Source organism: Burkholderia sp. Ac-20345 (assembly GCF_017104825.1).
Classification (GTDB): domain Bacteria; phylum Pseudomonadota; class Gammaproteobacteria; order Burkholderiales; family Burkholderiaceae; genus Burkholderia; species Burkholderia lata_B.
Genome location: NZ_JAAGPO010000060.1, coordinates 16,418 through 38,176, shown reverse-complemented (window position 1 = coordinate 38,176; position 21,759 = coordinate 16,418). Strand labels below are relative to the sequence as shown.

Annotated in this window: 21 protein-coding genes and 1 pseudogene; 5 read left to right on the top strand and 17 right to left on the bottom strand. The window is 67.9% G+C overall.

Annotated features, from left to right (window positions below; translation table 11 throughout):
* Positions 1 to 77: 77 nt before the first annotated feature.
* From G3O06_RS21940 to G3O06_RS21930, 3 genes are all read right to left on the bottom strand, one after another.
* Positions 78 to 401, bottom strand: coding sequence for a major capsid protein (locus tag G3O06_RS21940; RefSeq protein ID WP_205817504.1), 324 nt, complete (start codon positions 399 to 401; stop codon positions 78 to 80).
* A 67-nt stretch (positions 402 to 468) separates the two neighbouring features.
* Positions 469 to 675: a major capsid protein gene (locus tag G3O06_RS21935; protein WP_205817491.1), complete on the bottom strand. Its 207-nt coding sequence runs from the start codon at positions 673 to 675 to the stop codon at positions 469 to 471.
* Between the two features lie 83 nt (positions 676 to 758).
* Positions 759 to 1,061 carry a cellulose synthase gene (locus G3O06_RS21930; protein ID WP_124596560.1) on the bottom strand — a complete coding sequence of 101 codons (303 nt, stop codon included), beginning with the start codon at positions 1,059 to 1,061 and terminating at the stop codon, positions 759 to 761.
* A 503-nt stretch (positions 1,062 to 1,564) separates the two neighbouring features.
* Between G3O06_RS21930 and G3O06_RS49130 the strand changes: the two are divergent.
* Positions 1,565 to 1,828 (top strand): annotated as a pseudogene (locus tag G3O06_RS49130) (helix-turn-helix transcriptional regulator); the annotation flags it as partial.
* Between the two features lie 227 nt (positions 1,829 to 2,055).
* On the opposite strand, the gene G3O06_RS21925 reads toward G3O06_RS49130, so the two are convergent.
* The 11 genes from G3O06_RS21925 to hutH all read right to left on the bottom strand — a co-directional run bounded on the left by G3O06_RS21925 (position 2,056) and on the right by hutH (position 14,426).
* Positions 2,056 to 3,450, bottom strand: coding sequence for an aspartate aminotransferase family protein (locus tag G3O06_RS21925; protein ID WP_205817490.1), 1,395 nt, complete (start codon positions 3,448 to 3,450; stop codon positions 2,056 to 2,058).
* A gap of 28 nt (positions 3,451 to 3,478) precedes the next feature.
* Positions 3,479 to 4,816: a glutamine synthetase family protein gene (locus G3O06_RS21920; protein ID WP_205817489.1), complete on the bottom strand. Its 1,338-nt coding sequence runs from the start codon at positions 4,814 to 4,816 to the stop codon at positions 3,479 to 3,481.
* A 12-nt stretch (positions 4,817 to 4,828) separates the two neighbouring features.
* On the bottom strand, positions 4,829 to 5,635 hold the full coding sequence (locus G3O06_RS21915; protein ID WP_205817488.1) for a gamma-glutamyl-gamma-aminobutyrate hydrolase family protein: 807 nt from the start codon (positions 5,633 to 5,635) through the stop codon (positions 4,829 to 4,831).
* 168 nt (positions 5,636 to 5,803) lie between these two features.
* The gene (locus G3O06_RS21910) at positions 5,804 to 6,028 is read right to left on the bottom strand and encodes a hypothetical protein (RefSeq protein ID WP_174917715.1); all 225 of its coding nucleotides are present in this window, start codon (positions 6,026 to 6,028) and stop codon (positions 5,804 to 5,806) included.
* Between the two features lie 366 nt (positions 6,029 to 6,394).
* Positions 6,395 to 7,192: an N-formylglutamate deformylase gene (hutG, locus tag G3O06_RS21905; protein ID WP_174967281.1), complete on the bottom strand. Its 798-nt coding sequence runs from the start codon at positions 7,190 to 7,192 to the stop codon at positions 6,395 to 6,397.
* 59 nt (positions 7,193 to 7,251) lie between these two features.
* Positions 7,252 to 8,628 carry a formimidoylglutamate deiminase gene (locus tag G3O06_RS21900; protein WP_205817487.1) on the bottom strand — a complete coding sequence of 459 codons (1,377 nt, stop codon included), beginning with the start codon at positions 8,626 to 8,628 and terminating at the stop codon, positions 7,252 to 7,254.
* Positions 8,629 to 8,632: 4 nt separating this feature from the next.
* Positions 8,633 to 9,856, bottom strand: a complete 1,224-nt coding sequence (gene hutI, locus G3O06_RS21895; RefSeq protein WP_011352606.1) for an imidazolonepropionase — start codon at positions 9,854 to 9,856, stop codon at positions 8,633 to 8,635.
* A 4-nt stretch (positions 9,857 to 9,860) separates the two neighbouring features.
* Positions 9,861 to 10,472, bottom strand: coding sequence for a HutD family protein (locus tag G3O06_RS21890; RefSeq protein WP_205817486.1), 612 nt, complete (start codon positions 10,470 to 10,472; stop codon positions 9,861 to 9,863).
* Between the two features lie 2 nt (positions 10,473 to 10,474).
* Positions 10,475 to 12,163 (bottom strand): urocanate hydratase, encoded by a 1,689-nt coding sequence (hutU, locus tag G3O06_RS21885; protein WP_174917710.1) that lies wholly within the window; start codon positions 12,161 to 12,163, stop codon positions 10,475 to 10,477.
* A 39-nt stretch (positions 12,164 to 12,202) separates the two neighbouring features.
* Positions 12,203 to 12,898 (bottom strand): histidine utilization repressor, encoded by a 696-nt coding sequence (hutC, locus tag G3O06_RS21880; protein WP_047898531.1) that lies wholly within the window; start codon positions 12,896 to 12,898, stop codon positions 12,203 to 12,205.
* Positions 12,899 to 12,902: 4 nt separating this feature from the next.
* On the bottom strand, positions 12,903 to 14,426 hold the full coding sequence (gene hutH / locus G3O06_RS21875; protein ID WP_174917709.1) for a histidine ammonia-lyase: 1,524 nt from the start codon (positions 14,424 to 14,426) through the stop codon (positions 12,903 to 12,905).
* Between the two features lie 213 nt (positions 14,427 to 14,639).
* On the opposite strand from hutH, the gene G3O06_RS21870 reads away from it, so the two are divergent.
* The gene (locus tag G3O06_RS21870) at positions 14,640 to 15,560 is read left to right on the top strand and encodes a glutamate/aspartate ABC transporter substrate-binding protein (RefSeq protein ID WP_174987286.1); all 921 of its coding nucleotides are present in this window, start codon (positions 14,640 to 14,642) and stop codon (positions 15,558 to 15,560) included.
* Positions 15,561 to 15,581: 21 nt separating this feature from the next.
* Here G3O06_RS21870 and G3O06_RS21865 read toward each other — a convergent pair whose 3' ends face one another.
* Together G3O06_RS21865 and G3O06_RS21860 are read right to left on the bottom strand one after the other, a co-directional pair.
* A complete protein-coding gene (locus tag G3O06_RS21865; RefSeq protein WP_205817503.1) occupies positions 15,582 to 16,337 on the bottom strand; it encodes a 4'-phosphopantetheinyl transferase superfamily protein in 756 nt (251 codons plus the stop codon).
* Between the two features lie 151 nt (positions 16,338 to 16,488).
* Entirely contained in the window at positions 16,489 to 17,529 is a 1,041-nt protein-coding gene (locus G3O06_RS21860) for an alpha/beta fold hydrolase (RefSeq protein WP_205817485.1), read from the bottom strand.
* 204 nt (positions 17,530 to 17,733) lie between these two features.
* Here G3O06_RS21860 and G3O06_RS21855 point away from each other — a divergent pair, with 204 nt between their 5' ends.
* From G3O06_RS21855 to G3O06_RS49775, 3 genes are all read left to right on the top strand, one after another.
* Entirely contained in the window at positions 17,734 to 18,675 is a 942-nt protein-coding gene (locus tag G3O06_RS21855; protein WP_205817484.1) for a LysR substrate-binding domain-containing protein, read from the top strand.
* Positions 18,676 to 18,862: 187 nt separating this feature from the next.
* The gene (locus G3O06_RS21850; protein ID WP_241020182.1) at positions 18,863 to 20,095 is read left to right on the top strand and encodes an MFS transporter; all 1,233 of its coding nucleotides are present in this window, start codon (positions 18,863 to 18,865) and stop codon (positions 20,093 to 20,095) included.
* On the top strand, positions 20,086 to 20,208 hold the full coding sequence (locus G3O06_RS49775) for a hypothetical protein (protein WP_006478335.1): 123 nt from the start codon (positions 20,086 to 20,088) through the stop codon (positions 20,206 to 20,208). Before G3O06_RS21850 ends, G3O06_RS49775 begins: the two co-directional genes overlap by 10 nt.
* Positions 20,209 to 20,230: 22 nt before the next feature.
* Here G3O06_RS49775 and G3O06_RS21845 read toward each other — a convergent pair whose 3' ends face one another.
* Entirely contained in the window at positions 20,231 to 21,709 is a 1,479-nt protein-coding gene (locus G3O06_RS21845) for a deoxyribodipyrimidine photo-lyase (RefSeq protein WP_205817483.1), read from the bottom strand.
* Between the last annotated feature and the right edge of the window lie 50 nt (positions 21,710 to 21,759).

The window sequence follows — 21,759 nt, the reverse complement described above, 5'->3', positions numbered from 1 at the left end:
TCACACCATCAGGATCACGGCAGCGCCGTAGATCGTCGCGACCGTGACGCCGAACACAATGCAGTACCAAAGCATGTCTAGCTCTCCGAAGCAGATTCAAGAAACCGACGCAGCGAGCGAAAGCCGAACGCGACGGCAAGAACGAGGAACACAGCGCCGCCAACCTCCAAGCCCGCCCCAACCCCACCCGAGATAGGCGCATCGCCGACCGCCCCGCTGTTGACCAGAGTTAAATGCGCGACCTGCTGCACACCGACCGAACCATCCGACAACGTGCAAGGCACCTGAGCATCCGTCGCCGCTGCACCGGACGCCGCGCCACACACCACCACGTCTATCCCTTGCGCTGCGTGAGCTCTCCACGCGACGCTAAGCAGCGCGAACCACAGCCAACGTTTCATCCGATCCATCCCATGAAAAAAGCCCCCGGTGCGTTGATGCATACCGGGGGCTCGTCGCGCTGCGTGCTTAGCGGCCGATGAAACCCTTGACCACACGGTAGCCATAGGTCACCGCCGCGAGCGCCAGCACCGCACCGCCGACGAGCACGATGTTCGGGCCAATGCCCTTGATCGACTCGACGACCTGCGACACGTCCATCGTCGGCATTCCCTCGCCTGCCGCAAATGCGCCCGCGCTCACGACCGCCGTAGCTGCTGCAAACAGTTTCTTCATGTTCTTTCTCTCTCAGGTTCTGGCCCGGGTGTATGGGGCCGTTCGCGCGGGCCAACTGCGAACAGCCGGGATTCCTTGACGGATTACGAAGCGGCGGAAGCAGCAGCCTTAGCCGTGGGTCGACCAAACGGCACCAGCGACACGATGCGCGGTTCGAGCTTGCCCTCCATCGACTGTTGCAGGGCGAATTCAGCGAGATACTCGCCAGTCGGAGAGTCTTTCAGTGCAGCGGGCAGATTGATCGTGCCTACGAGGATTTGCTTTCCGTCGCTGCTTTCCTGCTCCAGCACACATTGCGCCGTGTGGATTTCCCACGGCTGGCCGGTGCGCTTCGAAATGCCGCCGCGCTGGATCACTTGGAGAATGGTCAACTTTTGCTTGCTCATCACGGTACCTTTCATTTAGGACTGCTATTTACGATGAATAGAGCCGTTCAGGCTCCAACACAATGCGCGACGAACGCGCTAGAACTCGAAAAAGGTGGACGCTAGGCCAGCCGTCCACAAAACACCGCACCATCCGAGGGTGAATTGCGACGCGGTGGACTACAGGGGAAACGGGTTGCGAGGCTGGGAGACTTCCACCGGAACCAACGTGCAGAGGTCTGGCTTACGGCCTGCCCGACGCAGAGCGGCGCGGGCCTTTTCGCGAGCACCCTCAACACCTCGGGCGCTTACATCGATGACGGCAACGCGGTTGTGACCGCACTGCGTGTAGGCATGAACTTGGTATTTCGGCACCACCTACCCCCGTTTGGCTGTGATATGGCCCCGTCAACGCGGGGTTTACCTTTCTCGTCAGACTGATAGACTGCGCACATTACCTGATTGGTACATGTACCGTTTTGGGAATCCTACGTACCAATCTGGTACACGTCAAGAGATATCGTATGGATATTGCGGAACTGATCGAACGTGCCAAGAAAGCGACCGGGTCGCAGCTCGCGGTCGGCGAGAAGATCGGACGCCCGCATTCGCGCATAAGCGAGTGGAAGGCGGGCCGTCGCAAGCCCGATGCCGCCGACATCATGCTGCTCGCAGAAGTGGCAGGCCTGCCCCCACTTGAGACACTGGCAGAAATCGAATGCCAACTGGACGCAGACCGCGCTTCGGTCTGGCAACGAGCACTTAGCAGTCTGCGCGCAGCCAGCGTCACCGGGGCGCTCGCCCTCATGGTCTGGACGGGTTTGGGGATGGCACCTGACCACGCACAGGCATCCATACCCTATCCAGATAGCTCGCTGCCTTCACACGGCAGGGGTCACTGGTTCGATCCCAGTACCGCCCACCAAAGAATTCAAGGCCCTGCATCTCACGATGCAGGGCCTTTTCGTTTTGGCGTCGCGCCTGTTTCCCGGCGCGCACGCCAGGCTGCGCCAGCTTACTGCGCGCGCCCCACCCGCTGCGCCGTCGCATCGAACGCGCGCTTCGCCTTGTCGACGATCTCGTCGACCTCCACCTCGCGAATCACGAGCGGCGGTGACAGCAGCATCCGGTCGCCGGTCGCGCGCATGATCAGGTTGCCGTTGAAGCAGAAGTCACGGCAGATCGTGCCGATATCGACGTTCGCACCGAACCGCTCGCGCCGGTTCCGGTCGCGCGCAAGCTGAACGCCGGCGACCAGCCCCGCTCCCGCAATCTCCCCGACGATCGGATGGTCGCCCAGCGCATCGCGCAGCCGGCGCTGGAAGTACGGCCCGATGTCGTTCCTCACGCGCTCGACGATCCCTTCGTCGCGCAGCAGCTTCAGGTTCGCGACCGCGACGGACGCCGCCACCGGGTGGCCCGAGTACGTGAGACCGTGGTTGAATTCGCCGTTGTCGATGATCGGCCGCGCCACGCGTTCGTGAATGCCGACGGCACCCATCGGCACGTAGCCCGACGTGAGGCCCTTGGCCATCGTGATCAGGTCCGGTTCGAAGCCGAAATGCTGGTGTGCGAACCATTCGCCGGTACGGCCGAAGCCGCCGATCACTTCGTCGGCCACGAGCAGGATGTCGTACTTGCGACAGATGCGCTGGATTTCCGGCCAGTACGTCGACGGCGGGAAGATCACGCCGCCAGCGCCCTGGAACGGCTCGCCGATGAACGCCGCGACGTTCTCCGCGCCGAGTTCAAGGATCTTCGCCTCGAGCTGTTGTGCGCGAGCGAGACCAAACGCTTCCGGCGTTTCCCCGGCCGCCGCTTCGCCGAAAAAATACGGCTGGTCGATGTGCACGATGTGCTCGACCTTCGACGGCATCTGCTCGTGCATGTAGCCCATCCCGCCGAGCGTGCCGCCCGCGATCGTCGAGCCGTGATAGCCGTTCTTGCGCGAGATCACGTATTTCTTCTGCGGCTGCCCCTGCACGCGCCAGTACTGGTGTACGAGGCGCAGCACGGTGTCGTTGCCTTCCGAGCCGCTGTTGCAATAGAAGAAGTGGTTGAAGCCGGCCGGCGTGACTTCCGCGAGCATCGCGGAAAGCTCGATCACCGGCGGGTGCGTGGTCTTGAAGAACGTGTTGTAGAACGGCAGTTCCTGGATCTGGCGATACGCGGCGTCGGCGAGTTCCTTGCGGCCGTAGCCGACGTTCACGCACCACAGGCCGGCCATCCCGTCGATCACCTTGTTGCCGTCCGAGTCCCACAGGTAGACGCCGTCGGCCTTCACGATCACGCGGCTGCCCGCGCGGTTCAGCGCGCCCATGTCGGAGAACGGGTGGATGTGGTGCGCGGCGTCGAGCGCGCGATAATCCGCGGTCGAATGCGGTGACAAGGCTTCGTTTCGATCGGTCATGTTTCCTCCGGATAACGGTGCCGCACGCTCACACGTGCAGCAGCAGATGTCTGCGCTCCCACGAGCTGATCACGCGGAAGAACGCTTCGTATTCGGTGTCCTTCAGCGCCAGGTACGCTTTCACGAACTTGTCGCCGAGAATGCCGGCCAGCGGCGCGCTGGCCGCCATCAGCGAAATGCCTTCCTCGAGATTGCGCGGCAGCTGGTACGGCAGGTTGTAGCCGTCCGACGCGATCGGCTCGGTCGGTGCGAGCTGCTGGGTCAAGCCGAGATAGCCGGCCGCGAGCGTCGCGGCAAACGCGAGGTACGGATTGCAGTCGACGCCGGGAATACGGTTCTCGATGCGGCGTGCCGACGGGCCCGACTGCGGGATGCGGAAGCCGACCGTGCGGTTGTCGTAGCCCCATTGCACGTTGATCGGTGCAGCCATGAAGCGCGACAGGCGGCGATACGAGTTGATGTACGGCGCGAAGATGGGCATCAACGCGGGCGTGTACTTCTGCAGCCCCGCGAGATAGCTGTGGAACATCGGCGACACCGCACCGTCTTCGTTGGAGAACAGGTTGCGTCCCGTGCGCGCGTCGGCCAGGCTCTGGTGGATGTGCATCGCCGAGCCCGGCTCGTCCTGCATCGGCTTCGCCATGAAGGTCGCGTACATGTTGTGGCGCAGCGCCGCCTCGCGCACGGTGCGCTTGAACAGGAACACCTGGTCGGCAAGCGACAGCGCATCGCCGTGCACGAAGTTGATCTCCATCTGCGCGGCGCCGACCTCGTGAATCAGCGTCTCGATATCGAGCCCCTGCATCTCGCAGTATTCGTAGATGTCCTCGAACAGCGAATCGAACTCGTTCACCGCCTCGATCGAATACGACTGCCGGCCGGTCTCCGCGCGCCCGGTGCGGCCGACGGGTGGACGCAGCGGCAGGTCGGGATCGGCGTTCATGTCGACGAGATAGAACTCGAGTTCGGGCGCGACGACCGGCTGCCAGCCTTTCGCCTTGTACAGGTCGAGCACGCGGCGCAGCACGTAGCGCGGCGAGATCTCGACCGGTGAGCCGTCGAAGTGCACGCAGTCGTGGATCACCTGTGCGGTCGGGTCGACGGCCCACGGAATCAGGCAGATCGTCGACGGATCGGGCACGCACACCATGTCGGGGTCGGTCACGCCGGTCAGCGTACCGTCCTCCGGATAGTCGCCGGTGACGGTCTGCACCATCACGGCCTGCGGCAGGCGCATCGACTCGCCGGATTCGAACTTGTTGCGCGGAATGATCTTGCCGCGCGCGATGCCGGCCATGTCGGGAATGATCGCCTCGACCTCGGTGATGCGGTGCTGTCGCAGGAATTCGCTCAGTTCGGGTTGCATGATCGGCCTCTATCAGTCGACGTCGGATGCGGCCGGCGACGGCATCGCGCCACCGGCTGCATGAATGCGATGCGTCATGCGGGTGCGGCACGCCGCGCCGAATGCCGCGAAGATGTCGCGCGACAGCGGCTGTTCCGCGTAGCGCCATTCGGGATGCCACTGCACGCCGAGCGCGAACGCGCGCGCGCCGCGCACGCTGACGGCCTCGACCAGTCCGTCGGGCGCGCTGGCCTCGACGACGAGCCCCGCGCCGAGCTGGGCAATACCCTGGTCGTGCAGCGAATTGACCGTCGCCTCCTGCGCGCCGCGCGCGACCCGCTGCAGCAGGCCACCCGGCGCGAGCTGCACGACGTGCGCGGGGCCGTACTGCCGTTCGAGCGGATCGGCCGGCCGCTCGCGGTGATCGTCGAAGCCGGCCGTCGCGTGCAGCCGCTGATGCAGCGTGCCGCCGTAGGCGACGTTCAGCTCCTGCATACCGCGACAGATCGCGAGCACAGGCACGCCCGCTTCGATCGCCGCACGGATCAGCGGCAGCGCGGTCGCGTCGCGCGCGGGATCGTGCAGCGTGTCGGGCGCGCTCGCGGCACCGCCGTAATGATGCGGCTCGACGTTCGAATAACTACCGGTCAACAGCAACCCGTCGACCGCCGCGACGATCGCGTCGGCCGGCTGGCGCGCGCCGAGCGCGGGCAACACGAATGCAAGCACGCCGGCGCCGTCGACGAGCGCGGCCAGGTACTTCTCCCCCGCCGTGTGGTTCGGATGCGCACCGCGCAGGATGCGGTCGGCAGTGACGGCTACGATCGGGCGAACACGCATGGGTGTCTCTCCGGCAATCGCGCGCGACACGTTCGCACGCGTGACGATGAAGGGTCGCGCCGGCGCCGCACGCGCGCACCACGACGCGGCGCGTGCCCATGCGCGATCCTGCCGCGCGGACCATGCGGCAACAGGCGGTGCGACCCGGAACGGAAGCGGAAAACGACGCTAGGGCAACAACGATGCGCTGCCGTCGCACTGCACCGCGCTGAACACGCGCGCGGTCACGAGATTGAAGCGGCGCAGGCCGCGATGGAACATGGCGAAGAAACGAGGCTCGCGCAAAGGGGCGGCACGCGTGCCGCGATCAGCATGCCGGATCGGCCCGGCCTGAGGCGGCGCGCCCGCCGACGGACTTCGCGTCCGGCGTATCGAAGGGCTGGCGGCTTTCACGATGGTGCTCGACTGACTGATAAAAGCAGGACACGTGTCGCGATGATGCGCATGCGGCAATGCCGCGCGACGACACGTCGGCAAGGTGTCTCGCAGCGCATTCCGGTGCGGCGCGGCCACGATCGATGGCCCCGCCGCCGGTGCGCGCGTGACGACTTCCTAACATTCAGCTTATATCACCTAAAAATTGCGTCAAATTTTCAGGTGCCGATGACGACATCGATCAGACGAAAGCCGGACGAAAAAAAACGGCACCGATCTCGAGGATCGATGCCGTGTTGTGCATTGCATCGGTGCAGCACGCTGCGTGCCGCCGGACCGTGACACACCTGCTCCGCCGCGCTGCCGCATCCGTGCGGCCCGTGTTCAACGATGCGCGAGCGCGGTTTCGACGAGCGTCTGCAATAGCGGCACAATCCGCGCCGCACGCGCTTCGTCATACGCGTACGGCCGCGTCTCTTCCATGTAGGTGATCTGCGAGAGCTCGAGCTGCACGGCCTCGACGCCGGTATCGGGCACGCCATAGTGACGCGTGATGTAGCCGCCCTTGAAGCGCCCGTTCGCGACGGCCGTATAGCCGCCATGTTCGAGCACGCGCGCGGCCAGCGCCTCTGCCAGGCCCGGCGTGGCACTCGCGCCGCTCGACGTGCCGAAGTTGAAGTCAGGCAGGCGGCCGTCGAAGAAGCGCGGCACGTGCGAGCGGATCGAATGCGCTTCCCACACGAGCACGCGGCCGTGTTCGCGTTTCAGGCGCGCGACCTCGCCTTGCAGCGCCTCGTGATACGGCAGCCAGTAGCGGTCGCGGCGACGCATGATCTCGTCGTTGCCGGGCAACGCGTTCGCCGGATACAGCGGCGCCTTGTCGAACGTATCGACCGGCACGAGCCCCGTCGTGTCCTGCCCCGGGTACAGGTTCTCGTTGTCAGGCGGCCGGTTCAGGTCGACGACGTAACGCGCATGCGACGGTACGAGGATCGATGCGCCGAGGTCGGCCGCGAATCCGTACAGCCGTTCGAGATGCCAGTCGCAATCGTCGACGAAGCGCGCGTCGGCCGTCATCGTCGCGGCGATGTCGTCGGGGATGTGCGTGCCTGCGTGCGGAATCGAGATCAGCAGCGGCAGCGTGCCCTGCTTCAGCGTGAATACAGCCGGTTGTTCAGTCATGTCGCATCACCGTTGGAGGTCTGCCGGCGCACGCATGCGGCGTGCGCCGGTTGCGCGCGTCAGCGCAGCAGTTGCGCCAGCGCGGCGCGGTAGTCGGCATACGCGACGGCTTCGTCGCGATGACGGCGGCCGCTCACGACGCGCTCGCCGCCCGTGTAGACGTCGAGCACCGGCGTCTCGCCGTGCTCCGCGAACACGATACCCGACAACCACGACGTGCTGTCGTGTTCGGCGATCGCCGGATGATCGGGATCGAGCACGAGCCAGTCGGCGCGGCACCCTTCGCGCAGCGCACCGACACGCCGCCCGCTGGCCTGTGCGCCGCCCGCGAGCGATGCGTCGAACAGCCGATCGGCGACATGCGCCTGCGTATCGCTCGCCAGCACGTTGCGCGCGCGATGCACGAGCCGTTGCCCATATTCGAGCAGGCGCAATTCCGAGCGCCAGTCGACCGACGCGTGGCTGTCCGAGCCGACGCCGATCACGCCGCCCTGCGCGAGATAGTCGACGGCCGGGAACACACCGTCGCCGAGGTTCGCTTCGGTCGTCAGGCACAGGCCGGCGACCGCGCGACGCTTCGCGAGCGCGGCCGTTTCAGCCGCGTCGACGTGCGTCGCATGCACGAGACACCAGCGCGCATCGACGTCGAAGCGATCGAGCAGCCATTGCACGGGGCGCGCGCCGTACGCACGCACGCAGTCGTCGACTTCGGCCGTCTGCTCGGCGATATGGATATGCACGGGCGCATCGTCGGGCAGCCCTTCGAGCAGCACGCGCAACCCGTTCTCGGATACCGCCCGCAGCGAGTGCGGTGCGACGCCGTAGCGCAGCCCGCCGTGCTCCGGCGCCGCGCGACGCATCGCATCGAGCAGCTCGAGCAGGCCGTCGGGCGTATTGATGAAGCGGCGCTGGTCGTCGCGCGGCGGCTTGTTGCCGAAGCCGGCGAACTGGTACGACACGGGCAGCATCGTGATGCCGATGCCGGCCGCGCGTGCGGCGTCGACCACGCGCGCACCGAGTTCCGCGATCTGCGGATAGCGCGAGCCGTCCTGCGTGTGGTGCACGTAGTGGAATTCGCACACCGACGTGTAGCCGCACTTGAGCATCTCGACATACAGCCAGCGTGCGATCGCGGCAAGCGCGTCCGGCGTGATCTTCAGCGCGAAGCGGTACATCAGGTCGCGCCAGCTCCAGAAACTGTCGGCCGGATTCGCGCGGTATTCGGTGAGCCCCGCCATCGCGCGCTGGAACGCGTGCGAATGCAGGTTCGGCATGCCGGGCAGCACCGGCCCGGCCGCACGCGCGACACCTGCGGGTGCGTCGGTGTCGGGCGTCACGCCGGTCAGCGTGCCGGCCGCGTCCCAACGCAGCAGCACGTTACGGCGCCAGCCATCGGGCAGGTACGCATGGTCTGCAAACAACGTGGTGTCGGTCATGAGGCTATCCATTCATCCGGCGAAATACGGTCGTGCCGCCGCGTACGACCTGCTCGCACAGCGGCCGGCCGATCCAGTAGGCAAGCTCCGCCAGCGAGCCGACCGACCAGGCGGCGAAGTCGGCCTGGCGGCCGACCTCGAGCGCGCCGTGGCGATCCGCGCGGCCGAGCGCCGCGGCCGCATGGCGCGTCACGCCCTGCAGCACCTCGGGCACCGTCATGCGGAACAGCGTGCAGCCCATGTTCAACGTCAGCAGCAGCGATTCGAGCGGCGACGTGCCGGGGTTGTGATCGGTCGCGAGCGCGATCGGCACGCCGTGCTTGCGCAGCAGCTCGATCGGCGGCAGTTGCGTCTCGCGGATGAAGTAGTACGCGCCGGGCAGCAGCACGGCAACCGTACCGGCTGCCTTCATCGCCTCGATGCCGGCTTCGTCGAGAAATTCGAGGTGATCGGCGGACAGTGCGCGGTAGCGCGCGGCAAGCGCCGTGCCGCCCGCGTTCGACAGTTGCTCCGCATGCAGCTTCACGGGCAGCCCGCGCCGCGTCGCGGCCTCGAACACGCGCTCGGTCTGCGCGAGCGAAAAGCCGATGCGTTCGCAGAACACGTCGACCGCGTCGACGAGCCCCTCGTCGGCCAGCGCCGGCAGCATCCGGTCGCACACTTCGTCGATGTACGCATCCGCACGGCCCGCATATTCGGGCGGAAGCGCGTGCGCGCCGAGGAAGGTCGTGTAGACGGTGACCGGGAAGCGCTCGCCGAGCTGGCGTGCGACGCGCAGCATCTTGCGTTCGCTCGCGAGGTCGAGCCCGTAGCCCGACTTGATCTCGATCGCGGTCACGCCTTCGGCGAGCAGCGGCTGCAGGCGTGCCGCGGCCTGCACGAACAGCGTCGTCTCGTCGGCCGCGCGCGTCGCGCGCACCGTCGACACGATCCCGCCACCCTGCCGCGCGATTTCCTCGTAGCTGACGCCCGCGAGGCGCTGTGCGAATTCGTCGGCACGCGTGCCGCCGTACACGAGGTGCGTATGGCAGTCGACGAGGCCCGGCGTCACCCACGCGCCGTGCAGATCCTCGCGCTGCCAGTGGGCATAACCGTGCGGCAGCGCGGACATCGCGCCGAGCCAGACGATCGTGCCGGTTTCGTCGACGGCGATCGCCGCGTCGTCGATCGTCTCGTCGGGATGGCCGTGCGGACACAGCCTCAGGTGATGCCAGACAGTCGGTTTCATGCGTTCAGTCTCGTTCGCCGATGGCGAGCGACACGGCGAGCAACGCGCCGCTACCGCTCACGACGACGTCAAACGCACGCCGCGACCCGTCGAGCCGCAGCGTGTCCATTTCTTCCAGTGTGTAGCGTGTGCCGTCGATTTCAACGGCGGCCTCGCCGGTCGCGCAATACAGCAGCACGGTATCGGCACGCTCGATGCGGTGGGCGCCTGCGCGCCATACGTCGAGCGCGCCGCGTGCGGCCGAACGGCGCGTCATCAGGTTGAAGTCGCGCGTCGCGCCGTCGTGCAGCGTCGCGTCGATCGCCGCCTCGCCCGCAAAATCCGCGCGCGCCAGCGGTGCGTCGAGCACGTGGCGTGCGCCGCCTTCCTCGGCGAGCGTCATGCCCGCGCCGGACAGCAGCACGAGCGTACGGTCGATCCCGTCGAAACGCGAGAACGGCCCGGCCGTGCCGACGTCGGCAACGCTCACGCGCCACGCGAACGCGTCGAGCGCGGCGCCCGGCGGAAATGCGCCGATTTCGCGCGTCACGCCGCCGCCGTTCTTCCATGGCGACGCGACGAGATCCGCTGCGCGGATCATCGTCGCGATCACCGGCGCCTGGTGGAGCGCCGTCATGCTCAGCGGCCGAGCATCGGCAGCTTCAGGCCGGCTTCGCGGGCCGTCTGCTGCGCGAGTTCGTAGCCGGCATCCGCATGGCGCATCACGCCCGTCGCCGGGTCGTTCAGCAGCACGCGGCCAAGACGCTCGTGCGCTTCGGCGGTACCGTCGGCGACGATCACGACGCCCGAGTGCTGCGAGAAGCCCATGCCGACGCCGCCGCCATGGTGCAGCGACACCCACGATGCGCCGCCTGCGGTGTTCAGCAGTGCGTTCAGCAGCGGCCAGTCGCTCACGGCGTCCGAACCGTCCTTCATCGATTCCGTCTCGCGGTTCGGGCTGGCGACCGAACCCGTATCGAGGTGGTCGCGGCCGATCACGATCGGGGCCTTCAGTTCGCCGTTCTTGACCATCTCGTTGAACGCCTGGCCGAGGCGATAGCGATCCTTCACGCCGACCCAGCAGATCCGAGCCGGCAGGCCCTGGAACGCAATGCGTTCACGCGCCATGTCGAGCCAGTTGTGCAGGTGCGGATCGTCGGGGATCAGCTCCTTCACCTTCTGGTCGGTCTTGTAGATGTCTTCCGGATCGCCGGACAGCGCGACCCAGCGGAACGGGCCCTTGCCTTCGCAGAACAGCGGGCGGATATACGCCGGCACGAAGCCCGGGAAGTCGAAGGCGTTCTCGACGCCCATTTCCAGCGCCATCTGGCGGATGTTGTTGCCGTAGTCGAGCGTCGCCGCGCCGCGTTCCTGCAGCGCCAGCATCGCGCGCACCTGGACGGCCATCGACTGCTTCGCGACCTTCACGATGCTCTGCGGATCGACCTTCTGCGCTTCGCGCCATTGCGCGACGGTCCAGCCTTGCGGCAGGTAGCCGTTGATCGGGTCGTGCGCGCTCGTCTGGTCGGTCACGCAATCCGGCGTGATGCCGCGCGTGACGAGTTCCGCGAACACGTCGGCCGCGTTGCCGAGCAGGCCGATCGACACCGGCTTGCCGTCGCGCTTCGCTTCCTCGATCATGCCGAGCGCTTCGTCGAGCGTCGTCGCCTTCTTGTCGACGTAGCGCGTCTTCAGGCGGAAGTCGATACGGGTCTCGTCGCATTCGACCGCGATCATCGAGAAGCCGGCCATCGTCGCGGCCAGCGGCTGCGCGCCGCCCATGCCGCCGAGGCCGCCCGTCAGGATCCAGCGGCCCGACGGATCGCCGTTGAAGTGCTGGTTCGCGACCGAGAAGAACGTTTCATAGGTACCCTGAACGATGCCCTGGCTGCCGATGTAGATCCAGCTGCCGGCCGTCATCTGGCCGTACATCATCAGGCCCTTGCGGTCGAGCTCGTGGAAGTGATCCCAGTTCGCCCAGTGCGGCACGAGGTTCGAGTTCGCGAGCAGCACGCGCGGCGCATCCTTGTGCGTGCGGAACACACCGACCGGCTTGCCCGACTGGATCAGCAGCGTCTCGTTCTCTTCGAGATCCTTCAGCGACGCGAGGATCTGGTCGTAGCATTCCCAGTTGCGTGCCGCGCGGCCGATGCCGCCGTACACGACGAGCGCATGCGGATGCTCGGCGACTTCCGGGTCGAGGTTGTTCTGGAGCATCCGGTAGGCCGCTTCCGCCAGCCAGGTCTTGCAAACTTTCTCGCTGCCGCGCGGCGCGCGGATCGTGCGCGTCGGATCGAGACGGGGATCGATGTGTTTCGGATGGTTCATGACGACTGCTCCCGAAGGAAAATGAATATCAAATAGGAATCAGAAATGCCCGGTGAAGCGATAACGGCTGCCGGGATGCCACAGATTCGCCACCGAGGCGACGACGCCCTGCGACCAGGTGCGTCGATGTAAAACCAGACACGGCTCGACGTCGTCCATCCGCAGCTGCTCGCGCCGCTCCGGCGCCGGGGCCGCCGCTTCGATCCGGTACTCGACGCGCTGCAGTGGAGCCGCGCGCATCAGGTACAGGTTCGGCGTCGTGTTCGTGAAATCCTGCTCGGCGTAATCCGGCGCGACCGCCGGATTCACCCACCGTTCTTCGAGCTGCACGGGCTCGTCATTCTCGAAGTGCAGCACCTGCGAATGAAACAGCTTCGCGCGCACGGCCACCTGCATCTCGTCGGCAAGCGCCTCGTCGGCGCGGATCGTGTCGAGGCCGAGCACGCTGGCGTGATACGCATGCCCGCGTGCACCGACTTCCTCCGAGATGCTGCGGATGGCCACCAGCGTCGACTCGTACTTCGGCCGTGCGACGTAGGTGCCTGCGCCCTTCATGCGGGTGAGCACCTGCTCGGCCGTCAACTCGCGCAGCGCGCGGTTGACGGTCATGCGCGCCACCTTGAATTCGCGCGCCAGCTCGTTCTCGGACGGCACCTGATCGCCCTCCTCCCACTCGCCTGCGTGGATGCGGCCCAGGATGAAATCCTTGATCTCCTGGTAGACCGGCGCGCTCATGGGCTTACTGTTCCGACGCGAACGAGAACGGCGCAACCTTCGCGAACGCGCGCTCGCCGACCAGCTTCGCGATCACGGCGATGTCCGGTGCGAAGTAGTGGTCGAGCTCGTAGTGCGCGACCTTGCCGCGGATCGTTTCCATCACGGGCGCCAGCTTCGGGCTCGTGTGGTACGGCGCGCGCAGGTCGACGCCTTGCGCGGCGGCCAGCAGTTCGATCGCGAGGATGTGCTTCGTGTTGTCCGCGATGTCGGCGAGCTTGCGCGCGGCGAACGTCGCCATCGACACGTGGTCTTCCTGGTTCGCCGAGGTCGGCAGCGAGTCGACCGATGCCGGGTGCGCGAGCGTCTTGTTTTCCGATGCGAGTGCGGCAGCCGTCACGTGCGCGATCATGAAGCCCGAGTTCACGCCGCCGTCCCGCACGAGGAACGGGGGCAGGCCCGACAGCGTCGCGTCGATCAAGAGCGCGATGCGGCGTTCGGCCAGCGCGCCGATTTCCGCTGCGGCGAGCGCGAGGTTGTCGGCCGCGAACGCGACGGGCTCGGCGTGGAAGTTGCCGCCCGACAGCACTTCGCCGGTATCCGGGAAGATCAGCGGGTTGTCCGACACGGCGTTCGCCTCGACCAGCAGCACGTTGGCCGCATGGCGCATCTGGTCCAGGCACGCGCCCATCACCTGCGGCTGGCAGCGCAGGCTGTACGGATCCTGCACCTTGTCGCAGTCGCGGTGCGACTGGTTGATCGGCGAGCCTTCGAGCAGGTCGCGATACGACGCGGCTGCGTCGATCTGGCCTTGGTGGCCGCGCAGTTCATGAATGCGTGCGTCGAATGGCTTCACCGAACCGGCTGCCGCGTCGACCGACAGCGCGCCGGCGACGAGCGCGGTGCGGTACAGGTCTTCGATCGAGAACATGTTGTCGAGCGCCAGCGCGGTCGACGCCTGCGTGCCGTTCAGCAGCGCGAGGCCTTCCTTCGCCTGCAGCGTCAGCGGCGCGAGGCCAGCGACGCGCAGACCGTCGAGTGCGCTTGCACGCTCGCCGCGGATGAACACTTCGCCGACGCCCAGCAGCACGGCCGACATGTGTGCGAGCGGCGCGAGGTCGCCCGATGCGCCGACCGAGCCCTTCACCGGTATCAGCGGCAGCACGTCCGCGTTGAACAGCTTGATCAGCGCGTCCATCACTTCGCGACGGATGCCCGAGTGGCCGCGGCCGAGGCTCGACAGCTTCAGTGCCATCAGCAGGCGCACCGACGAGCGCGCCATCGGCTCGCCGACGCCGACCGCGTGCGACAGCACGAGGTTCTTCTGCAGCAGTTCGAGCTGGTCGTGCGGGATGTGCGTGCTGGCCAGGCGGCCGAAGCCCGTGTTGATGCCGTAGGCCGGCTCGCCCTTCGCGGCGATGTCGGCGACGGCCTTCGCGCCGGCGTCGATCTTCGCGAAGCTGGCGGGATCGAGCGTCAGTTGCACGGTTTCGCGTGCGATCTGGCGCAGTTGCGGGAGGGTCAGGTGGCCGGGGGTCAACGTAATCATGTGAGCAATCCTGTCTAGACAAGTTCGGAATGGATTGAAGTGTAGCTACGCCAACTTGTCTAGACAACCCGTATTTCACCGATTTCGACTTGGGAGTTTCCCTGATGCCCTGCGCGGCCCGCCGAATCGGCTCGTGTGATCCGACGCTTAACAGTTGTTGCAATTATTTTGTCTTTGGCAACATACGAATCACCATTCGCCACGGAGACCGCCATGCCCTTCCCGTCACGACTCGCCGCCCGGTTCGGCCGCCCCCTGCTGTTCGCCGCGTGCGCACTCGCATGCGGCGCGTCGCTCGCCGCGGAGCCGCTCTCGGGCACGCTCGAGAAGATCCGGCAGGGCAACCTGATCTCGATCGGCCACCGCGAAACGTCGGTGCCGTTCTCCTACGCCGACGCGAACGGCAAGGTCATCGGTTTCTCGCAGGACCTGTGCGACCGCGTGATCGCCGCCGTGAAGGCGCGCACCGGCAAGCCCGACCTGCAGGTGCGCTTTATCCCCGTCACGTCGCAGAACCGCATTCCGCTCGTGCAGAACGGCACGGTCGATCTCGAATGCGGCGTCACCACGAACCTCGCCGCGCGTCACGCGCAGGTCGCGTTCTCGACCACCTTCTTCGTCGCGACGACGCGCCTGCTCACGCGCACGAGCTCGGGCATCCGCGACTTCCCGGACCTCGCCGGCAAGACGGTCGTGACGAACCAGGGCACGACGTCCGAGCGCCTGCTGCGCAAGATGAACGAGGAAAAGAAGATGAACATGCAGATCATCAGCGCGAAGGACTACGGCGAAGGACGCCTCACGCTCGAATCGGGCCGCGCGGCCGCGTACATGATGGACGACGTGCTGCTCGCGGGCGTGCGCCAGCTCGCCGCGAAGCCGGCCGACTGGCAGATCGTCGGCACGCCGCAATCGTCGGAAGCCTACGGGTTCATGCTGCGCAAGGACGATCCGCAGTTCAAGGCGCTCGTCGACGGCGTGCTCGTGCAGTTGATGAAGCGCGGCGAGATCGACGCGCTGTACGACAGGTGGTTCATGAAGCCGGTGCCGCCGAAGGGGCTGTCGTTCGACTTCGCGATGAGCGACGTGATCAAGGCGCGCTATGCGGCGCCGAACGACGCGCCGCTCGAATGAGCGCCGCGCGCTGATCCCGGCTCACGCACGCGTCCACGCGACGCACGCCGCGTAGCCTGGCGCCGCATCGAGCCACACCGCATCGAACGCCGCGACGCCGGCGGCGGGCGCGGCCGGCTCGACGATCGTCGTCGCAGGGGTCGCGACATCGCGCGGCGGCACGACCGCGAATGCGCTCAGCCCGCCGACGATGCCCGTGCCGAGCGCCTTGAGCAGCGCCTCCTTCGCACTCCAGACGCGCATGAATTCGCCGGCGCGCGCGACAGCAGGCAGGCTGTCGAGATAGGCGGCCTCGGCGGGCGCGCAGACTTCGCGCGTCAGCGCACGCCAGTCGGTCGCGCGATTGCAGCACTCGATATCGACGCCGACGCGGCCCGCGGGGGCCCACGCAAGCAGCGCATGGTCGCCCGCATGCGACACGTTGAAGTCGAGCGATGCACGATGCGCGTCGTCCAGCGACGGTCGCCCCGACGCGTCGACGACGATCGCCACCGCCTGCGGCGCGATGCCGAGGGCCGTGCCGAGCACGTCGCGCAGCGCGGCACGCGTCGCGGCGCTGCGTACCGCATCCTCATGCCGCATGAAGCGTGCTGCCCGCGCGCGTTCGTCATCGCTGAGTGCCGCATACGCGGGCGACGCAAGCGGCACGCGCCAGTCGAAATCGACACGCGCGATCTGAACGCCGGCGCGGGACGCGGCAGGCGGCGCGGCGAGCCGCTGCATGCGCCACGCGCGGGGAATGTCGGACGGAGAAGCGGAATCGGGCTGGACGAGCATCAACGTGCGGCGGCCTGTGGAATGAAACGTCCGATGTTAATCGATCAGGCGGTGCGGCGAGCCGTTGCGGCCCGCCGGCGTCAACACCGGCACCGTGCGCGGCGCTGACGCTCGTCCTCTCGGCCTGCGCCAGCGTTACGCGGCCGCCCTGTCACCCGTTCGCGGCGACACCCGGCACGCCGCCGCCCGTCCCCCGCCCACGCGACGCCGGGTGCAGCGCATGCACGTTGCCAGGCGCGTCGGCCGGCAGCACGCCGTGTTGCAGCCAGTAGAGCGCCAGCGGCCACAGTGTTTCGGTGAAGCGGCTGTGGAAAAACGCGAAATGGCCGATCGCTTCGACGCCGATGTCGGCCGGCGCGATCCGCAGGTGCGTGACGTCGCTGCCCGTGTAGTAGCCGACCAGCCGCTCGATCGCCTCGACCGTGCCGAACCCGTCGTCTTCGAGGCCGATCGCGAGCATCGGCGCCGACAGCCCCGCGAAGCGGGCGGGCAACGCGGCGCGGCTCGCGGCGGGTTCGGCGAGCGGGCCGCTCGTATAGCCATCCTCGAAGCGCGCCTGCGAGCGCACCCACGACAACGCGACGCCGCGCGGCGTGTCCTCCATCCAGCCGAGCCGCTTCGCGGGCACATAGCCGAACACGGCCGCGAGCACCGGCATCGCGACGTGCCACTTCCACCACATGCGCCGCCGTTCGGCCGGCAGGTAATCGCGCCAGTACGCATACTGCGCGCCGACCGTCACCGCATGCCGCACCTGTACGTTCGATGCGGCGAGCCCGAGCACGAACCCGCCGATGCTGTGTGCGACGACGTCGATCGGCTGGCCCGGAAACGCGTCGCGCGTGTATTGCAGCGCGGCTTCGCAATCGAGCCGCCCCCAGTCGAGCCAGTTCGCGCGCAGCTTCGCGAGGTGCGCCGGGCGCGACCCGCCGATGCCGCGATAGTCGTAGACGAGCACGTCGCGCCCCTGTGCGAACAGCCAGGCCGCGAAACGAAAGTAGTAGTCGCAACGCACCGACGTCGCACAGTTGATGACCGTCACGGGCCGCGCGACACTGCCGCCGCGATGGCGCCATACATGGCCGCGCAATGCAAAGCCGTCGGCAGCGCGCAGCGTCACGGGTTCGGGCGGCAATGCGTCCGCCGCGCGGCTGCCCTGCGTCATTCCGTTGCCTTCGTTAGAAATCGTCATCGTGTCTCCGGTCCCATGCTTCGCGATCCGTCCGGGTTGTCGCGTCAGTGCCGACTCATGCCCGCGCTGCGCAGCCGGCCCGGGCGTCAACGCACGTGCGCCCGCTCCCGCCCCGTCCTTCGCCGCCCACGCCAGCCTCCATTGAACTTGACGCGCCCCGCGTTCTCAACCAATCTTGCTGCTCCGTTCGCATGAGTCACGCGCATGTCAACGCCGCTCGTTCGTCTCCCGTCGCTCGACCTCGTCCGCGGTTTCGTCGCCGTCGGCCGCCGCATGAGCATCACGCTCGCCGCGCAGGACCTGTGCGTCACGCAATCGGCGGTCAGCCGCCAGGTGCACGCGCTCGAAGCGCATCTCGGCGTCGCGCTGCTGCAGCGCGGCTACCGGAAGATCGCGTTCACGCCCGAAGGCGAGCGGCTGTTTCGCGTCGCGGATGCGGTACTGCACAGCCTGCAGGACACCGTCGCGTCGCTCGCCGCCACGCGCGAGCGCCAGCCCGTCACGATCACCGCGAGCATCGGCGTCACCGCGCTGTGGCTGCTGCCGCGGCTCGGGCGGCTGCAGGCGCGCCTGCCGGAGATCGACCTGCGCGTCGCCGCGAACGACAAGGTACTCGATTTGCGCGCCGAAGGCATCGACCTCGGCATCCGCTATTGTCCGCGCGACCGCGCGCCGGCCGGCGCGCTGCGCCTGTTCGACGAGATCGTCGTGCCGGTCGCCCATCCTGCGCTCGCCGGGCGGCCCGTCACGAACGCGGCCGCGATCGCCGACCACGTCCTGCTCGAATTCGACGGGCCGCCGCAGCCGCAACTGCAGTGGCGCGCGCACCTCCACGCGGCCGGGCTCGGCGACGCGCGCCCGAAAGGCGTGCTGCGCTTCAACCAGTACGACCAGGTGATCCAGGCCGCGATCGCGGGCCAGGGCGTCGCGCTCGGGCGCCTCGCGCTGGTCGCGCCGATGCTCGCGGACGGCCGGCTCGCGGTGCTCGGGCCGCACACGCAAGCGCTGTCGGATGCGTACGGCTACTGGCTGTTCCAGCACGATCCGGCCCCGCGCCGCGAAGTCGCCGAGGTCCGCGACTGGATGCTCGCCGAAGCGGCCGAATGCGATGCCGCGATGCGTGCGCACGACACGGCGTCGGCATAAGCCGGCGCGGCCGCTGCAAACAAGCCCGACCGTTGCCGGGCGCTCCCGCCCCACCCCGCGCGCCACGCGTCGCATTCCCCGCACGCATGCCAACCTGACCGAATGATCGCTTGAGCGACGACGGGCCCGATCGTCTAATCGGATCGAGCGCGGCCGTTTTGCCGCGCGCCATCCTCAGGAGACACGCATGACCCCGATCGAGCAGGAAGTCCGTCGCCGCTGGCTGCCCGTCCTGGCCGGCGGCCTGATCATGGGCGCCGCGCTCGGCATCCGCCACGTGCAGGGCCTGTTCCTCGCGCCGGTGTCGCTCGATCATGGCTGGTCGCGCGAAGCGTTCGGGCTCGCGCTGGCGCTGCAGAACCTGATCTGGGGCGTCGCGCAGCCGTTCACGGGCATGGTCGCCGATCGCTTCGGCTCGCTGCGCGTGATCGTCGCCGGGATGCTGCTGTACGCGGCCGGGCTCGTCACGATGGCGCATGCGGCGACGACGGGCATGTTCACGGTCGGCGCCGGGCTCGTGATCGGCGTCGCGCTGTCGGGTTCGGCATTCGCATCGATCTATGGCGCGCTGAGCCGCCTGTTTCCGCCCGACCGGCGCGGCTGGGCGCTCGGCGTCGCAGGCGCGATCGGCGGGCTCGGCCAGTTCTGCATGGTGCCCGTCGCGCAGGAGCTGATCGGCGGCATCGGCTGGCGGCATGCGTTCATCGCGCTGGCGCTCGTCGCGGCGCTGCTTGCACCGCTCGCCGTCCTGCTGCGCGACCGGCCCGCGCAGGCTGCCGGCGGCGCCGCCGGCCCCGACCAGTCGATCGGCGAAGCCGTGCGCGAGGCGTTCGCGCATCGCGGCTTCTGGCTGCTGAACGCGGGCTTCTTCGCGTGCGGCTTTCAGCTCGCGTTCATCGCGACGCATCTTCCCGCCTACCTGCTCGACCACGGGCTGCCGGCGCGCCACGCGAGCGTCGCGCTCGCGCTGATCGCGCTGACCAACGTAGCCGGCACCTATGCGTGCGGCCATCTCGGCGGGCTGCTGCGGCGCAAGTACGTGCTGTCGGTGCTGTACCTGGTGCGTGCGCTCACGATGGCCGTGTTCGTCGCCGCGCCGCTGTCGCCCGCGAGCGTCTATGTGTTCGCGGCCGTGATGGGGTTCACGTGGCTCGGCACCGTGCCGCTGACGAACGGCGTGATCTCGCAGGTGTTCGGCGTGCGCTACATCGCGACGCTGTTCGGCTTCGTGTTCTTCGGGCACCAGCTCGGCAGCTTCTTCGGCGTCTGGCTCGGCGCGATCGTGTACGACGCGACGCATTCGTACATGCCGCTGTGGATCGGCTCGATCGCGCTCGGCATCCTCGCGGCGTTGCTGCACCTGCCGATCAACGACGCGCGCGTCGCGCGTCCGGCATCGGGCAACGCGGCATGGGCATGATCCGCGCGGCGCTGGCCGCCGGCACGCTCGCTTTCGTCGCGTGGTGCGGCGCGGCCTACTTCGATTCGGGTGTCGCGTACGCGCTGCTCGAACACGTCGCGTTCTGCAATTGATGCGGCAAGCCGGCGCGTGCGGTCAGCGGCGCTTCGGCAATGCAGCCAGCGCATCGAGCGCGCGGGCACGCGCGGCCGCATGCTCGACGAGCGGCGCCGGATAGTCGACGCCGAGCCGCACGCCGGCCGCATCGAGCTCCAGCGGCGACGCTTCCCACGGCGCATGGATCGATGCGTTGTCGAGGCCGGCAAGCTCGGGCACCCAACGCCGCACGTACGCGCCGTCCGGGTCGAACTTCTGCCCCTGCGCGACCGGATTGAAGATGCGGAAATACGGCGCGGCGTCGGCGCCACAGCCGGCCACCCACTGCCAGCTCGCCGCGTTGTTGGCGGGATCGGCGTCGACCAGCGTGTCCCAGAACCACGCTTCGCCCGCGCGCCAGTCCACCAGCAAGTGCTTGATCAGGAACGACGCGACGACCATCCGCACGCGGTTGTGCATCCAGCCGGTCGTCCACAGTTCGCGCAGGCCCGCATCGACGAGCGGATAGCCGGTCAGCCCGCGCTGCCATGCGTGCAGCGCGGCGGGGTCGTCGCGCCACGGCATCGCGTCGAACTGCGCGCGGAAGTTGTCGGTCGCGAGTGCCGGGAAGTGATACAGCAGCGTGTAGCTGAACTCGCGCCAGCCGAGTTCGCTCAGGAATTTGTCGGCGTCCGCGGCAACCGCCGCGCCGCCCGCGCTTGCGGCGCCCTGCACCGCATGCCACACCTGTCGCGGCGATACGTTGCCGAAGCGCAGGAACGGCGACAGCCGGCTCGTCGCGGGACGGTCGGGAAGGTCGCGCGCATCCGCATAGCCGGCAAGCGACGTCGTCAGGAAGGCGTCGAGCCGGGCGTGTGCCCCGGCTTCGTCGGGCGCGGGCCATGCGTCGCGCAGGCCGCCGGCCCAATCCGGCACCGGAGGACGCAAGGCGAGCGCATCGAGCGCCAGCGCGCGGTCTTTCACGATTTTCGGCCACGGATGAAACGCGATCCGGTCGGGTTCCGGCAACGGCGCGGCGACCGTGCGATCGCGCCGCGCAGCACGCCAGTACGCGGTGAACACCTGGTACGGCCCGCCGCTGCCCGTCAGCACCTCCCACGGCTCGTTCAGCAGGCTGCCATTGCTGCTCTCGACCGTGACGCCGCGCGCCTTGAGCGCCGCCTTCAGCGCCGCGTCGGCGTCGCGCTGCGGTTGCGCATAGCGGCGGTTCCAGTACACGGCTTCCGCGCCCGTGTCGTGCACGACACGTTCGATCTCGCGCGGCGCGTCGCCGCTCAGCAGCAGCAGGCGCCCGCCATGACGCGCAAGCGCCGCGTCGAGCCCGGCCAGCGACCCGTGCAGCCACCAGCGCGCCGCGCCGCCGAGCGCTCGCCCGGCGCCGTCGCCCGTATCGTCGACGAATACGCAGACGAGCGGCCGGCCCGACGCGACCGCGCGCGTCAGCGCGGGCTGGTCGGTCACGCGCAGATCGTCGCGGAACCAGACGATCGCGGGAGCAACGGACGACTTGGCAGGCACGGGCACCTCGATGACGAAAGCGGGAAGAGACCCGTATTGTCGCGGCTGCG

What these genes read in the sequence shown, in the direction of transcription:
- G3O06_RS21865 (WP_205817503.1), bottom strand. Translation starts at nt 16,337, where the DNA reads ATGCTCGTCCAGCCCGATTCCGCTTCTCCGTCCGACATTCCCCGCGCG.
- hutI (WP_011352606.1), bottom strand. Translation starts at nt 9,856, where the DNA reads ATGAAACCGACTGTCTGGCATCACCTGAGGCTGTGTCCGCACGGCCAT.
- hutU (WP_174917710.1), bottom strand. Translation starts at nt 12,163, where the DNA reads ATGAACCATCCGAAACACATCGATCCCCGTCTCGATCCGACGCGCACG.
- G3O06_RS49775 (WP_006478335.1), top strand. Translation starts at nt 20,086, where the DNA reads ATGGGCATGATCCGCGCGGCGCTGGCCGCCGGCACGCTCGCTTTCGTC.
- hutH (WP_174917709.1), bottom strand. Translation starts at nt 14,426, where the DNA reads ATGATTACGTTGACCCCCGGCCACCTGACCCTCCCGCAACTGCGCCAG.
- G3O06_RS21920 (WP_205817489.1), bottom strand. Translation starts at nt 4,816, where the DNA reads ATGCAACCCGAACTGAGCGAATTCCTGCGACAGCACCGCATCACCGAG.
- G3O06_RS21925 (WP_205817490.1), bottom strand. Translation starts at nt 3,450, where the DNA reads ATGACCGATCGAAACGAAGCCTTGTCACCGCATTCGACCGCGGATTAT.
- G3O06_RS21850 (WP_241020182.1), top strand. Translation starts at nt 18,863, where the DNA reads ATGACCCCGATCGAGCAGGAAGTCCGTCGCCGCTGGCTGCCCGTCCTG.
- G3O06_RS21870 (WP_174987286.1), top strand. Translation starts at nt 14,640, where the DNA reads ATGCCCTTCCCGTCACGACTCGCCGCCCGGTTCGGCCGCCCCCTGCTG.
- G3O06_RS21860 (WP_205817485.1), bottom strand. Translation starts at nt 17,529, where the DNA reads ATGACGATTTCTAACGAAGGCAACGGAATGACGCAGGGCAGCCGCGCG.
- hutG (WP_174967281.1), bottom strand. Translation starts at nt 7,192, where the DNA reads ATGACTGAACAACCGGCTGTATTCACGCTGAAGCAGGGCACGCTGCCG.
- G3O06_RS21890 (WP_205817486.1), bottom strand. Translation starts at nt 10,472, where the DNA reads ATGACGGCGCTCCACCAGGCGCCGGTGATCGCGACGATGATCCGCGCA.
- G3O06_RS21930 (WP_124596560.1), bottom strand. Translation starts at nt 1,061, where the DNA reads ATGAGCAAGCAAAAGTTGACCATTCTCCAAGTGATCCAGCGCGGCGGC.
- hutC (WP_047898531.1), bottom strand. Translation starts at nt 12,898, where the DNA reads ATGAGCGCGCCGGTCTACCAGGAGATCAAGGATTTCATCCTGGGCCGC.
- G3O06_RS21935 (WP_205817491.1), bottom strand. Translation starts at nt 675, where the DNA reads ATGAAGAAACTGTTTGCAGCAGCTACGGCGGTCGTGAGCGCGGGCGCA.
- G3O06_RS21915 (WP_205817488.1), bottom strand. Translation starts at nt 5,635, where the DNA reads ATGCGTGTTCGCCCGATCGTAGCCGTCACTGCCGACCGCATCCTGCGC.
- G3O06_RS21900 (WP_205817487.1), bottom strand. Translation starts at nt 8,628, where the DNA reads ATGACCGACACCACGTTGTTTGCAGACCATGCGTACCTGCCCGATGGC.
- G3O06_RS21940 (WP_205817504.1), bottom strand. Translation starts at nt 401, where the DNA reads ATGAAACGTTGGCTGTGGTTCGCGCTGCTTAGCGTCGCGTGGAGAGCT.
- G3O06_RS21855 (WP_205817484.1), top strand. Translation starts at nt 17,734, where the DNA reads ATGTCAACGCCGCTCGTTCGTCTCCCGTCGCTCGACCTCGTCCGCGGT.